The 13,731-nt window shown below is 68.5% G+C and carries 10 protein-coding genes; 4 read left to right on the top strand and 6 right to left on the bottom strand.

All coding sequences use genetic code 11. The features are described 5' to 3' along the window. The first annotated feature begins 4 nt into the window (after positions 1 to 4). Positions 5 to 2,023, top strand: a complete 2,019-nt coding sequence (locus ACIA75_RS09370; RefSeq protein WP_397101803.1) for a glycoside hydrolase family 15 protein — start codon at positions 5 to 7, stop codon at positions 2,021 to 2,023. 181 nt (positions 2,024 to 2,204) lie between these two features. Here ACIA75_RS09370 and ACIA75_RS09365 read toward each other — a convergent pair whose 3' ends face one another. From ACIA75_RS09365 to lepA, 3 genes are all read right to left on the bottom strand, one after another. Then, positions 2,205 to 4,010 carry a dynamin family protein gene (locus ACIA75_RS09365; protein ID WP_397101801.1) on the bottom strand — a complete coding sequence of 602 codons (1,806 nt, stop codon included), beginning with the start codon at positions 4,008 to 4,010 and terminating at the stop codon, positions 2,205 to 2,207. A gap of 105 nt (positions 4,011 to 4,115) precedes the next feature. Beyond that, positions 4,116 to 6,665: a hypothetical protein gene (locus ACIA75_RS09360; protein ID WP_397101799.1), complete on the bottom strand. Its 2,550-nt coding sequence runs from the start codon at positions 6,663 to 6,665 to the stop codon at positions 4,116 to 4,118. Positions 6,666 to 6,874: 209 nt separating this feature from the next. Then, positions 6,875 to 8,752 (bottom strand): translation elongation factor 4, encoded by a 1,878-nt coding sequence (lepA, locus tag ACIA75_RS09355; RefSeq protein WP_397101797.1) that lies wholly within the window; start codon positions 8,750 to 8,752, stop codon positions 6,875 to 6,877. Positions 8,753 to 9,168: 416 nt separating this feature from the next. On the opposite strand from lepA, the gene ACIA75_RS09350 reads away from it, so the two are divergent. Next, on the top strand, positions 9,169 to 9,747 hold the full coding sequence (locus tag ACIA75_RS09350) for a type II toxin-antitoxin system PemK/MazF family toxin (RefSeq protein ID WP_397101795.1): 579 nt from the start codon (positions 9,169 to 9,171) through the stop codon (positions 9,745 to 9,747). Between the two features lie 24 nt (positions 9,748 to 9,771). Here ACIA75_RS09350 and ACIA75_RS09345 read toward each other — a convergent pair whose 3' ends face one another. Beyond that, positions 9,772 to 10,569: an aquaporin gene (locus tag ACIA75_RS09345; protein WP_397101793.1), complete on the bottom strand. Its 798-nt coding sequence runs from the start codon at positions 10,567 to 10,569 to the stop codon at positions 9,772 to 9,774. Between the two features lie 428 nt (positions 10,570 to 10,997). On the opposite strand from ACIA75_RS09345, the gene rpsT reads away from it, so the two are divergent. Together rpsT and ACIA75_RS09335 are read left to right on the top strand one after the other, a co-directional pair. Then, positions 10,998 to 11,258 carry a 30S ribosomal protein S20 gene (rpsT, locus tag ACIA75_RS09340; protein ID WP_397101791.1) on the top strand — a complete coding sequence of 87 codons (261 nt, stop codon included), beginning with the start codon at positions 10,998 to 11,000 and terminating at the stop codon, positions 11,256 to 11,258. Between the two features lie 147 nt (positions 11,259 to 11,405). Then, positions 11,406 to 11,651, top strand: a complete 246-nt coding sequence (locus ACIA75_RS09335) for a hypothetical protein (protein WP_397101789.1) — start codon at positions 11,406 to 11,408, stop codon at positions 11,649 to 11,651. Between the two features lie 117 nt (positions 11,652 to 11,768). On the opposite strand, the gene holA is transcribed toward ACIA75_RS09335, so the two are convergent. After that, positions 11,769 to 12,764 carry a DNA polymerase III subunit delta gene (holA, locus tag ACIA75_RS09330; protein WP_397101787.1) on the bottom strand — a complete coding sequence of 332 codons (996 nt, stop codon included), beginning with the start codon at positions 12,762 to 12,764 and terminating at the stop codon, positions 11,769 to 11,771. A gap of 73 nt (positions 12,765 to 12,837) precedes the next feature. Then, on the bottom strand, positions 12,838 to 13,716 hold the full coding sequence (locus tag ACIA75_RS09325; RefSeq protein WP_397101785.1) for a GntR family transcriptional regulator: 879 nt from the start codon (positions 13,714 to 13,716) through the stop codon (positions 12,838 to 12,840). Positions 13,717 to 13,731 lie beyond the last annotated feature (15 nt).

The following is a 13,731-nucleotide window of genomic DNA, read 5'->3' as shown; positions in this document are numbered from 1 at the left end:
TCCTATGCCGAGCCCCGAGCACGCACCGACGGACAGCGGGACACCGGCCTCCCATGCGGCCGCGCCCCGCCAGGAGAACAATTTCCCGGCCATCGACGACTACGCCTTCCTCTCCGACTGCGAGACGACCTGCCTGATCGCCAGCAACGGATCGGTGGAGTGGATGTGTGTACCCCGCCCCGATTCGCCGAGTATCTTCGGTGCCCTGCTGGACCGCAGCGCCGGCCATTTCCGGGTGGGGCCGTACGGGCACCGGGTTCCCGCCGCGCGGCGCTACCTCCCCGGCGGAATGATCCTGGAAACGACCTGGCAGACCGAAACCGGCTGGTTGATCGTGCGCGACGCTCTGGTCCTGGGCCCGTGGCACAGCACCGAACAGCGCAGCCGCACCCACCGGCGCACACCGACCGACTGGGATGCCGGGCATATGCTGCTGCGCACGATCAAATGCGTGAGCGGCACCGTCGAGCTCGAGCTGAGCTGCGAACCCTCCTTCGACTACCACCGGGCCGTCGCCTCCTGGGAGTACACCGGGAAGGTGTACGAGGAGGCGACCGCGGTCTGCACCGCGGACCCGACAGCCGGTCCGAACCTGGTGCTCACCACCGACCTGCGGCTGGGCCTCGAGGGTCGCGAAGCCCGCGCCCGCACCCGGATGACCGAAGGCGACTGCGCCTATGTCGCGCTCACCTGGACCGAACTGCCCGCGCCACAAAACTTCGACGAGGCCGCGGACACAATGTGGACCACGATCGAATGCTGGCGGCAGTGGATAACCCTCGGTGACTTCCCCGACCATCCCTGGCGCCGCTTCCTGCAGCGCAGCGCGCTCACCCTGAAGGGTCTCACCTACGCCCCGACCGGCGCGTTGATGGCAGCGGGCACCACCTCGCTACCGGAAGCCCCCGGCGGAGAGCGCAACTGGGATTACCGCTATTCCTGGGTCCGGGACGCGAGCTTCGCCCTCTGGGGCCTCTACACCCTCGGCCTGGACCGCGAAGCCGACGATTTCTTCGCGTTCCTGCACGACGCCACCACCGGCCCCGACGACGAACCGGTTCCCTTGCAGGTGCTTTACGGGATCGGCGGCGAAACCCACCTGCCCGAATCGACCCTCGACCATCTCTCCGGCTACGGCCACGCCCAGCCGGTACGCATCGGCAACGGTGCGTACGACCAGGAGCAGCACGATATCTGGGGCACCATGCTCGACGCGGTGTACCTGCACGTGAAATCGCGCCAGCACGTCCCGGAAACCCTCTGGCCCATGCTGAAACGCCAGGTGGACGCCGCCATCGCGAACTGGCGCAAACCCGACCGCAGCCTCTGGGAGGTCCGCGGCGAACCGCAGCATTTCACCTCCTCGAAGGTGATGTGCTGGGTGGCGCTGGACCGAGGCGCGAAACTCGCGGAACTGCACGGGCAGATGACCATCTCCCGGCAGTGGCACGAGATCGCCCGGGAGATCCGGGCCGATATCCTCACCCACGGGGTGGACGAACACGGCCGCTTCACCCAGGTCTACGGCGGCACCACACTGGATGCCTCGCTGCTGCTCGTGGTGCTGACCCGGTTCCTCCCGGCCGACGACCCACGGGTCCGGGCCACCGTACTTGCCATCGCCGACGAGCTCACCGAGAACGGCCTGGTCCTGCGCTACCGCACCGAATCCACCGACGACGGCCTGTCCGGCACCGAAGGCACCTTCACCATCTGCTCGTTCTGGCTGGTGTCGGCGCTGGTGGAAATCGGTGAGGTCAATCGCGCGCGTGTCCTGTGCGAACGGCTGCTCACCCATGCCAGCCCGCTCAAGCTCTATGCCGAGGAAATCGACCCGCACACGGGCCGCCACCTCGGCAATTACCCCCAGGCTTTCACTCACCTCGCACTGATCAACGCCGTCACCCACCTGATCCGGGCCGAGGGCGCCGAACCGGCCGGCTCCTTCCGCCCCGCACACAACAAAACCAACAGCTCCACCCCCTGGCGCAGCCGCCCCCGCGATATCGGCGGTATGCGATAGGAAGACGCCACCGCCCAGACCCGGGCGCGGCGGCCGACAGACAGACACCGGCCGGCTGCACTCGACGCTTTGGCCTGGCTGCTCCGGATCCCGCGGGAGGCACGCGGCCACCGCCGGTGGACCGCCGCCTCCGTTCTCGCCTGTGCGCGGTCTGCCGACAGGCACCGCGCGGCGGCGTCGGTCAGGCGGCGGCGATACTGTCCGCCTGATGTTTGAGATCGCGCAATTTACCCATATCGGTGTCCAGCCGGGCGAGCCGTTCCGCGCCGCGGTCGCCGTACTGGGCACCGGCCTCCTCGGCGACCCGTAGCGCCTCGTCCGCCGCGCGCAGCGCCTCGGTGGCGATATCGGTGAAATGGTCGCGCAGAACCCGCTGGACCTCGCGCAACCGGGTCCGCGACTCCTTGCCCACCTGGAAGACCACATCGTCCATCAACCGCGACAACGCCACTTTCGCCTCGGCCTGCCGCCGCGACCGGCGTGCCCGCCGATCCTCCCAGAGGGCGTGCAGGCCCAGCAGAATGCCCGCCCCGGCGGAATACCAGTTCACCAGCGACATTCCGAGGAGGCTGGTGGCGAGACCGACCATCAGGATACCGCCGTAGGAACCGCGCAGCGCCGACAGGAACTGTTCGGCGACACCCGCCTTCGCGCTCTGCAGCGGTTCCAGCGGGGCGACGTCCTCCAGCAGATCCGACGCGTATTGCGGACGGATATCGGGTAGTTCGGGCCGGCGGTGCTCGGCGGGGAACCGGGCGGCGACCTGTTCCCCGAGTTCCTCGGCCCGGTAGTTCGCCGTCTCGAAATTCTCCGCGATGGCCTCGGCGATCCGGCCCTCCAGATCGGTGCCGAACCGTTTCCAGCGGGCGGCCGGATCGGTTCCCGAGATCTCGGATTCGGCGTCGCGCATCACGATCCGCAGCCGATGCCGCAGATCGTGCTCGATATCGGCCATCAGCTCGGTACTGCCGTCGGCGAGCGTGATCTGCCAGGTGGCGGTGCGCTGCCGCAGCTGGTCGGCCTGATCGCGGGCAATGGCCAGCTGCTGGGTGACATGTGCGCGCCGGCGCGGATCGCGCAGTGCGTCGGCCTCGGTGCGCAGCACGACGCCGAGATGGTCGCCCACGAGCTGGATATCGCGGACCGCGGATTTCACCGCCATCGCGTCGGCATGGGCCACCACGTAATCGCGCAGATGCTCGGTGAGCTGCGGCAGCCCCGATTCGATGGCGCGCTGCTGATTACCCGCTTGCTCGGCCTGCTGGTGCAGCTGCGCCGACACCGGCGCGACCGCATAACCCAGCCCGGCCGCGTCGAGCAACTCCCGGTTGCGTTCCTGGACATGCATCCAGTGCGGATTGCGGTCGATCTTGTTGAGTACGCAGATCACGGTGGGGCAGATCTGCCCGATCCGCCGCAGATGCGCGATCTGGTCGTGGGTGTATTCGGTATTCGCATCGCTCACATACAGCACCGCGTCGGCGGCGGCGATCATCGACCAGGTGGTGCGTTCCTGGAGCGCGGCGCCGGGCGAATCCATCAGGACGATGCCCTCGGCCAGCAGCGGGCTCGGCTGAGTGAAATCCGCGCGGATCACGCCCTTGGCCATCAGCGCCGGAGCCGGATTCAGCGGATCGACGGGCTGCCGTATGACCCGGCCGTTACCCTCCCGGCGGATCAGGGTGGCCGTCGCTTCCGGACCGTACTCCACGATCGCCGGCACACTGATCGGGCTGTCGGTGGCGCTGATCGGGGCTCCGGCCAGCGCGTTCACCAGGGTGCTCATCCCGCTCTTCGGCGGACCGACCACCACCAGCCGCACCCGCGCATCGGCGACCCGGGCGCGGACCATCCCCAGGCGGCCCCGCAGATCGTTACGGCTGGCGGTGCGGGAAACATCCCGCAACTCGTCGATGATCTGGATGAGCGGGGCCATCACATCCGGATTCTTCACCGTGGCGGCCCGTGGTCCGGCTACGGCAGACAAGGCCTGCTCCTTCACTCTCGGTCACAACACGTCATTCGACCAGGATCAGCCGATATCCTCCCCCGCCCACCCGACCGGAACGAATCCGGGATCGTCCGTGAACCGTCAGAAATATACCCAGTGCGCGGTGTCGGTAACCGAGTCCTCGGTTATTGCGACGGTATGCGGCAGCAAACCCGCCGAAAAGAGGCCACCGGTCAACTCGCCGCCGCCGAACGCCGACACGGTGTGATCGGGGTACGGCGTCGCGGCGACCGCGTGCACATCGTACGGAACGACCGGGCCGCTGTGATCGGCGATCGGCTTGGTCTGTGGCACGGGCAACGGTGTCGGCATCGGCTGCGACATGGTCGGCATCGGCGCGTCCGGCATGCTCGGCTGCTGAGCGGGCATGCTCACGGTGGGGACCTGCGTCGCGGGCTGGTCCGCGCTCGGCAACTGCTGCGTGGGGACATCGACCGTGGACGGTGCCGCGCCGGAGCTCGGGATGTCGGCGGTGGGCTGTCCGGTCCCGGTACCGCCGATGGGTTCGGTGGTGTTCCCCGCGTCGCCGGTCTCGCCGGTGGACGGGACCGGGATCGTGGTGGTCACGCTGCCGGGTTCGCCGGTGGTCGACGAGCCCTCCGTGGCCGTACCCGATTCCGCCGACGTGCTCGGCGTGGACGATCCGCCGGTCTCGGTGGTGTCGGTGAGCTCCGACGTCGTGGTGGAACCGCCGGGCGTGGTGGTGGAGCCGTCCGTCGTGGTGGAACCGCCCGGATAGGTGGTGGTGGAACCGTCAGGTCCGGTGGTCGTGGAACCGTCGATCCCGGTGGTGGTCGAACCATCAGGTCCGGTGGTGGTCGAACCGTCGGGTCCGGTGGTGGAGGTATCAGGGGTCGTGGTGATGTTGTCGGACGTGGTGATAGGTGCCGTGGTGGTCGGCAGCACCGACGTGGTGTCTCCGGGCAGCACGGGCTCGGTGGGCGACTGCGGCTCCGGCGGGGCGGGCTGCGGCAGCCGATGGAACAGGTCCGGCAGTTGTGCGGCCGGGGCGGTCAGCGGCGACTGTCCCGCCGGCGCCTGGAAAACGTGCGCCACCGGGGTGGTCGCCACGTCCGGCTGGACGGTCGTCTGCAGCGGGGTGGCCGCAACGGGCTGCACGGCCGGTACCGCGACAGCCGGGGCAACCGGCGGCGGGACCGGGACGGGAGCGACCGGCGCGGGAGCGACCGCGGACATCGGCGCAGGAGCCGGCGCGGCCATCGGCGCGGGCGCAGATACGGCAGGAGCCACCGGTGCAGCCGTCATCGGCGCCGGACCGGCAGGCATCGGTGCGGGGGCGGCCGCTCCGGGAAGCGCTCCGGGAACCGCTGGGGAGCCGGGCGCCGCGCCGCCGCCGACGACCGCCCCCGGAGTCGCACCGGCACCGTTCCCGGTCACACCACCCACCGGGGTTGCAGAGTCGTCCCGTTGCGGCATTCCCTCCGCATCCACCGGTGCCGCCGAATCGGGCGAGACCGGCTCCCCGCCGGGCACCGGCAGCGGTGCCCCGCCGGGCTGCATCCAATCCAGGTACTGGTCGAATTGATCGTCGAGCACGGCGGGATCGCCCGTCGTGACATCGAGCTCCCACTCACCGGCCACGCGGAGGCCGTCGGGCCCCGCCGAGATATCGAGACCCATATCCTGCTGGACCGCCATCGACCCGCCGACACCGTCGATCGCCAAGGTACCGAACCAGTCGGCATCGGTATGGACGGCGAGGGTGAACCAGTCGCCGCCGGTATCGGGAGCGGCGGAATCGCCCTCTTCCTCCGCCGCGTCGCCGGAATCCTTTTCCGACGCAGCGGTGTGCGGGCGTCCGAGGAGATCCGAGAGGCCGAGGCCCCAGTCCGGCATACCGGAGTCCGCTTCCTGCGCCACCGACTTCGCCGCCGGACCGCCGGCACCCGGGCCGAATCCGGGCAGGTCGAAGATATCGGTCCGGAAGGCATCACCGGGCGCGGGCAGGCCGAAATCGCCGGGCACATCGAAACCTTCACCACCCGGCACCGGAAAGTCGCCACCGAAGCCCGGGAGATTCTCGAATCCCGGAATCCCCCCGGGGGCATCCGGCGGACCGAAATCCGGCATACCGGGAAGACTGCCCTCGGGCATACCCGGGAAACCCGTATCCGGTACGCCCGTGCCCGGCGCGAACCCGGCATGGGGAGCACCGGCTTCCGGGCCGCCGGGTACGAGTTCCAACCCGGGAAGCTCGTCCATGTACGGTCCGCCGTACGGGCCCAGATCGTCGAAATCGAACTCGCCCGGACCGCCGACCCGGATATCGATATCGAGCGACCCGTGCGGCAGGGGCATGGTGACGCTCGCATCACCCGGCGAGCCGAACGGCATCTCCTCCGGAGCGACCGGCTCCGGGTCCGGGAAGGTGACCACCGGGCTGGGCACATCGGGGTCCGGGTCGACGTTGGTCGCCCACCCGGCATTTCGGCTGTCCAGTTCACCGGGTGACGCGGGAACCCCGCCACCGTTGGCCGCTATCAGCGCGCCACCGGTCACATAGGCGCCGCCGCGGGCAACTCGCGCAGTGGCGCTGGCAATACGGTAGGCGGTGTCCCCGCCCTGTTCGGCGGCCTCCTCCGCACCGTCGAACGGCAGATCACGCGCCATTCCTCAACTCCACTCTCGCGTACACCAGCGACCGCACAGCCGTCGATTCGTTACCAGCCTATTGTCGACATCTACGACTGTCACATTTTCGTTATCGGCCGATATCCAGGGCGGGGCGGGCGGCGGCTAACGCCGGGGCGGATCGGGCTATCGCACAGCCACTTTCCGCGCGGACAGCAGCGGAAAACCTCTGAACGGGATGCCCGCGGCTACTTCTTGTCCTTCGGCTTATCGGACTGCGCATCGGAGGACAACGCGGCCACGAACGCTTCCTGCGGGACGTCCACCCGGCCGATGGTCTTCATCCGCTTCTTGCCCTCTTTCTGCTTCTCCAGCAGTTTGCGCTTCCGGCTGATATCGCCGCCATAGCATTTGGCCAGCACATCCTTGCGGATGGCGCGGATGTTCTCGCGGGCGATGATCTTCGAACCGATCGCCGCCTGGATGGGCACCTCGAACTGCTGGCGCGGGATCAGTTCACGCAGTTTGGTGGTCATCTTGTGCCCGTAGGCCTGCGCGGCGTCCCGGTGCACGATGGCGCTGAACGCGTCGACCGCCTCGCCCTGCAGCAGGATATCAACCTTCACCAGCTGCGATTCCCGTTCGCCCGCCTCCTCGTAATCGAGCGAGGCATAGCCGCGGGTCCGGGATTTCAGCAGATCGAAGAAGTCGAAGATGATCTCGGCCAGCGGCAGGGTGTAGCGCAGTTCGACCCGGGTCTCGGACAGGTAGTCCATCCCGCCGAGATCACCGCGCCGCGACTGGCACAGTTCCATGATGGCGCCGATGAATTCGCTCGGCGCGATGATGGTGACCTTGACCACCGGCTCGAAAACGGAGCGCAGCTTGCCTTCCGGCCAGTACGAGGGGTTCGTCACGATATGTTCCGCGCCGTCCTCCATCACCACCCGGTAGACCACGTTCGGCGCGGTGGAGATCAGGTCGAGGCCGAATTCCCGCTGCAGCCGTTCCCGCGTGATCTCCATATGCAGCAGACCCAGGAACCCGCAGCGGAAACCGAACCCGAGCGCCACGGAGGTCTCCGGCTCGTAGGTGAGCGCGGCATCGTTGAGCTGGAGTTTGTCCAGCGCGTCGCGGAGGTCCGGATAGTCCGACCCGTCTACCGGATACAGCCCCGAATACACCATCGGCCGCGGTTCGCGATAGCCGGTGAGCGGTTCGGTGGCACCGTTGCGGGCAGCGGTGACGGTATCGCCCACCTTCGACTGCCGGACATCCTTCACACCGGTGATCAGATAACCGACCTCGCCGACGCCCAGGCCCTGGGTGGGCTTGGGTTCGGGCGAGACGATCCCGATCTCCAGCAGCTCGTGGGTCGCGCCGGTGGACATCATCTTGATCTTCTCGCGGGGGGTCAGTTTCCCGTCCACCACACGCACGTAGGTCACCACACCGCGGTAGGTGTCGTAGACCGAATCGAAGATCATCGCCCGGGCCGGCGCCTCGGCGTCACCCACCGGCGGCGGCACCCGCTCGATCACCCGATCCAGCAGTTCGGTCACGCCCACGCCGGTTTTCCCGGAAACCCGCAGCACATCCTCGGGCTCGCAGCCGACGATATGGGCCAGCTCGGCCGCATAGCGCTCCGGATCGGCGGCCGGCAGATCGATCTTGTTGAGAACCGGGATGATCTCCAGATCCTTGTCCAGCGCCAGATACAGGTTTGCCAGCGTCTGCGCCTCGATCCCCTGCGCGGCGTCCACCAGCAGGATCGCGCCCTCGCAGGCCTCGAGCGCGCGCGACACCTCGTAGGTGAAGTCGACGTGGCCCGGGGTATCGATCAGGTGCAGGACGAAATCCTCACCCGCGTGCTCGCCGGTTCCGGGGTTCCAGGGCAGCCGCACGTTCTGGGCCTTGATGGTGATACCGCGTTCCCGCTCGATATCCATCCGGTCCAGGTACTGCGCGCGCATCTGCCGTTCCTCGACGACCCCGGTGAGCTGCAGCATCCGGTCGGCCAGCGTCGACTTGCCGTGATCGATATGCGCGATGATGCAGAAGTTCCGGATCCGTGACGGATCGGTGAACGTCGTATCGGCGAAGCTGGCGGGCACTCCACTCCTCATGAGGTATCGGGCGTACTGGCCACCATCGTCCCATGGTGGACCCGGCCGCTCGTCCCCCAGGTCCCGCCGGGCGGCGCGCCGTGGCCCTACCGAGCGACCCGCCACTGCGATACCGGGCCGCCCGCCGTCGGCCCCCGAGCGACCCGCAACCGCCATACCCGGCCGCCGACCGTCGTCCCCGAGCGACCCACCGCTGTAATACCGGCAGCCTGCCGCAGCCATCCTGCGCGAGCCGCCGCTGTTCTTACCGAGCGAGTCGCCGCTGCCGTACCGAAGGGCCCGCTGCCGTCGACCCGAGCGACCTGCCGCAGCCGTCCCGAGCGACCGCCCTGCCGTACCGAGCGGCCCGCTGGCGTCATACCCGGCAGCTCGCCGCTGTGATACTCCGCTGGACAGTGTGCCGTTATTCTCCTGGGATGGCCCGCAGTTGGAACACTCTCGGCAAGCAACTCACCGCGATCGCGATACAGCAGGGCCCGAAGCTCGTGCGCCGGCAGGCTCCGCGGCTGGTCCAAGCCCTGATGGGCGCGAGCCCGCGCACAACCCCCCGCGCCCCACACGCGGTGACCGGGCCGGCCGCCGTCCCGGTCCGCCCGGTTGCCTCCACCCCGGTTCCCACCGCCGATCGGGCCCGGCGGCTCGTCTACGCCCCCCAGCTCGACGGCCGCGCCGACCCCGGCGAGATCGTCTGGACCTGGGTTCCCTACGAAGAAGACCCGGACAACGGCAAAGACCGCCCGGTGCTGGTGGTCGGACGCGACAGCCGCACACTGCTGGGCCTGATGCTCAGCTCGAATCCGAACCGCGAACACGACACCGACTGGGTCGGGATCGGCGCCGGAACCTGGGACCACCAGGGCCGGGACAGCTGGGTCCGGCTGGACCGGGTCCTCGACGTACCCGAGGACGGGATCCGCCGTGAGGGCGCCATCCTGCCGCGCGCGCTGTTCGACCGGGTCGCGCATCGCCTGGTCCGCGAATACCACTGGAGCTGACGGGCGACCCGGTCGCGTGGCTGATCAGGATTTCAATTCGCGGGACCGCCCGAACAGCATCCCGTACAGCAATGCGCCCAGGACACCGCCGATCAGCGGGAACACAATGAACGCCCACAACTGGCTCATCGCCCCGTCCTGGTACGGCGCCACGGCCAGGCTGCGGGCCGGGTTGACCGAGGTGTTGTCCACCGGGATCGAGATCAAGTGGATCACCGCCAGCGTGAAACCGATCGCCAGGCCGGCCTGCGGGGCATCGGAGAGCTGATCGGTCGAGGCCAGGACGACGAAGACCAGCAGCGCGCTGAGCATCACCTCGATGATGATCATCGCGGCCAGCCCGTACCCCTCCTGGATCACGATCTGCCCCGCCGGCCCGGTCACCGCCGACGGACTGTGCTCACCCCAGCCGTTGGCGCCCAGGCCGGACGCCGCACGGTCGTAGGACGGCAGATTCTTGGCGATCGCGAACAGCACCAGGCCGGCGACCAGACCACCCACCACCTGGGACACGATGTAGCCCGCCGCGCTCACCGGCGACAACCGGCCCAGCAGGAGCTGCCCCACCGTGACCGCCGGATTCACGTGGCAGCCCGAAATCGGCCCGATCGCATACACCAGCAGCAGCAGGCTCAAACCGAAGGCCAGCGCCACCCCCAGCGGCCCGACTTTGTCGCCGGCGATCACCGCCGTACCCACACCCCCCATGACGAGGACGAACGTGCCCACCGCCTCGGCCGCCCATTTCTTGATATCGGGCTGCGCGTTGGTCGCCTGGTGTGAGACCTGGACGACCTGCTGTTCCTGTGCATTGGAGGACATAGAGAACGACCGCCTTCCGAGAGGATCACTGCGCCACCGGGCGCACACCGGGTAATTCCTGGGGTCCTGCTGGGAAACTCGTGCTGTGTCCGATTCGATATGCCGAGCCGACTCGCTCCTGCTGTTTCTATTGAGCATGAGCGAGAGCCCTACGTGGTGACGCTTCGCTGCCGCCTCCGGGCCTGACTCGCTCCTGCCGGGATTTCCTGGGACGTTACGCTGGACAAACACTCTTCTCAACGCCATCGGGCCAGGTCGGGGTGTGAGGTTGCACCCGCGATTTCGCGGCCCCGCCACGTGCTGGTAATCTGGTCCATCGGCGTTGCCGTACCCCGTGCCCGGAGATATCCAGGCTGGCTGAATCCAGGGCCGGGACGCGCACACAGAGACTTTCCGACCGAACCAGACAGGAATCAGAGGATACCGGCGTGGCCAATATCAAGTCCCAGATCAAGCGGATCCGCACCAACGAGGCGGCGCGCCAGCGCAACCAGTCGGTGAAATCCGAGCTGCGCACCCATATCCGCGCCTTCCGGGCGGCTGCCGCGGCCGGCGACAAAGAGACCGCCGCCGCACGCCTCCAGTTCGTGAGCCGCAAGCTCGACAAGGCCGCCTCCAAGGGCGTCATCCACGCGAACCAGGCCGCCAACAAGAAGTCGGCGATGGCGCTCGCGCTGAACAAGATCTGACCGACCGAACTCTTTCGCAGAAAGCCGCCGCGGCGTCGACGACCACGGCGGCTTTTGGTATACCCGGGCTCGGTCAGAGCATGTTTTCGGAGGCAGTACCGGATGGCGAGCGCCCGGCGGTCGAGCGCCTGTCGTAGCATGCGGCCCATGGTTATGTTGTATGCGAACCAGTCGGTCGTCCAAGCCGAGGATCTGCCCGGCGTCATCCGCGCCGCCGAGGTCCTCGGTATCGGCGTGAAAATCGAGAATGTGCTGGTACCCGCCGATGACGACGGCAGTCAGGTCGTCGTCTGGATGGTCACCCGCGACGAGGAGACCCCCGTCTACGAAGAGTGGGAGGGGCGCTTCGACGAGGTCGCGGAGGAAGCGCTGGAACTCAGCGCAGTGGAATAACCGCCGCCCGACCGTGGCGCGGTGCGCTGCCGGGTCCGGGACACGGTGCAGTAGCCGGGTCCGCGGCCCATTCAGCCGTGCAGTGCCTATTCGTGCATGAGCGAGGGCCCTGCGTGGTTACGCTCCGCGACCGCCTCCGGGCCTGATTCCCTCATGCAGGGCCAGCAGTTTCAGCACGGCGTCCTCCAGAGCGAATCCGGAGTCCGCCGCTCCACCCTTGACATCGGCGTTCAGTGTCGCCACGACCTGCAGCGCCGATCCGATCGTGGCCGGAGTCCAGCCACGCATTTGGCCCTGCGCCTTTTTCACCTTCCACGGCGGCAACCCCAGCGGTCCCGCCAGTTTGAACGGGTCACCACGGCCCGCCGAACCGACCTTCGCGATGGTGTGCACGGAATCTGCCAGCGCATCCGCGAGGACCACATGCGGAACCCCGCGATCCTGCGCCCAGCGCAGAGCCTCCACCGCCCCGGCCCGGTTACCGGCGACGGTCAGATCCGCGACCTCGAAACCGGATACTTCGGCCTTTCCGGAGTAGTACCGCCGCACTGCCGCGAGGTCGAGTTTCCCGCCGGTATCGGCGACCAGCTGCGAGCAGGCAGCCGCCAGTTCCCGCAGCTCCGACCCCACCGCGTCCAGCACCGCCTGCACGACATCACCGGACACCCGCGCCCCCGCCGCCCGGAATTCGGCCCGCACGAATTCGGCCCGCTCCGACGCCTTGGTGAGCTTCGCGCATTCGTGCACCACGGCCCCGGCCTTGCGCAGCGCCGGGACCAGCGCTTTGGCGCGGCCCCCACCCGAATGCACCACCATCAGCACCACACCGTCGGGCGGCGCAGCCACCGCTTCGGAGATCACCGCCACGGCGTCCTTACCGGCCTGATCCGCGGATTCGAGAATGATCACCCGATCCTCGGCGAACAACGACGGGCTCAGCAGCTCGGCCAGCTCGGCACTGCTGGCATCCCCGGCGCGCAACCGGTCGACCGGCACCCCGTCCGGGTCGGGTGCTACCGCCCGCACCTGCGCGGTCACCCCTTCCACCGCCCGCTGGATCAGCAGCTCTTCTTCCCCCAGAACCAGATGCACCGCCGCCGCTCGCTCGCTCACGGCTCCGATCGTACGGCGGCATCCCGGCAACCCCCTGGATCGGCCTCGCCGGCCCGGCGGCGCGGCCGATCGGTCAGCGGTGCGATCCAGGACCGTCGAGCACGACGGTGAGCCCGTCGAGCAACCGTTCGAGTCCGAAGGCGAACAGCGAGTCCAGATCCACCACCGCGCCCTCCTCGGCGATCTGGGCCACCAGCGGCCCGTCGACGCTGAGCCGGGCCCGGCCCCATTCCGCGCTGGTCATTCCGGTATCCAGGAGCGCGATGACCTCGCTTTCGATGTTCACCGCTGTTCCGCGCACGTAGTTCACCAGCGTCGCGTACACGTGCAGCCGGGTGCCCGGGTCCAGGTCGAGGCCGTCGAGCGCGCGCAGCGTCCATATCCCGTACGCCAGCAGACCCGGCAAGGAGACCGGCCGGGTGATGGAGACGAGCCGCGGTAACCACGGATGCCGCTGGTAGGCCGCCCACTGCAGCTGCGCGGCGACCCGCAGATGGGAACGCCATCCCGGTGGCGGGTCCGGATAGTCGATCTCGGCGAAGGCGGCGTCCGCGATCAACTGGGTGAGTTCTGCTTTGGCGTCCAGATGCCGGTAGAGCGTCATGGTGGCGACCCCCAGCTCGGCGGCCACCGCCCGCATCGACAATGCCTGCAACCCGCCGGTGTCGGCGATCCGCAGAGCGGCGCGGACCAACCGATCGCGTTCGATACTCCGGGCCGAACGAGCCGGCCGCCCAGACGCCACCACCGCGCCGACCCGGGGCCTGGTCTCGATCGCCCCCTCCTGTTTGAGCGCCGCGAGCGCCTTGGTGGCCGTCGCCATCGCGACACCCCACTCGCGCATGATCGCCCGGGTGGTGGGAACCGGATCGCCGGGTCGCAACTCGCCCCCGGCGATTCTGCTCTGGATATCGGCGACGATCCGGAGATAAGGCGGCTGCCCGGCATTCACCGGACCATGCTGTCA

This window comes from Nocardia sp. NPDC051750 (assembly GCF_044453135.1).
Classification (GTDB): domain Bacteria; phylum Actinomycetota; class Actinomycetes; order Mycobacteriales; family Mycobacteriaceae; genus Nocardia.
This window is presented reverse-complemented; position numbering and strand designations above follow the sequence as displayed.

What these genes read in the sequence shown, in the direction of transcription:
- ACIA75_RS09350 (WP_397101795.1), top strand. Translation starts at nt 9,169, where the DNA reads ATGGCCCGCAGTTGGAACACTCTCGGCAAGCAACTCACCGCGATCGCG.
- ACIA75_RS09360 (WP_397101799.1), bottom strand. Translation starts at nt 6,665, where the DNA reads ATGGCGCGTGATCTGCCGTTCGACGGTGCGGAGGAGGCCGCCGAACAG.
- ACIA75_RS09370 (WP_397101803.1), top strand. Translation starts at nt 5, where the DNA reads ATGCCGAGCCCCGAGCACGCACCGACGGACAGCGGGACACCGGCCTCC.
- ACIA75_RS09345 (WP_397101793.1), bottom strand. Translation starts at nt 10,569, where the DNA reads ATGTCCTCCAATGCACAGGAACAGCAGGTCGTCCAGGTCTCACACCAG.
- lepA (WP_397101797.1), bottom strand. Translation starts at nt 8,752, where the DNA reads ATGAGGAGTGGAGTGCCCGCCAGCTTCGCCGATACGACGTTCACCGAT.
- ACIA75_RS09335 (WP_397101789.1), top strand. Translation starts at nt 11,406, where the DNA reads ATGGTTATGTTGTATGCGAACCAGTCGGTCGTCCAAGCCGAGGATCTG.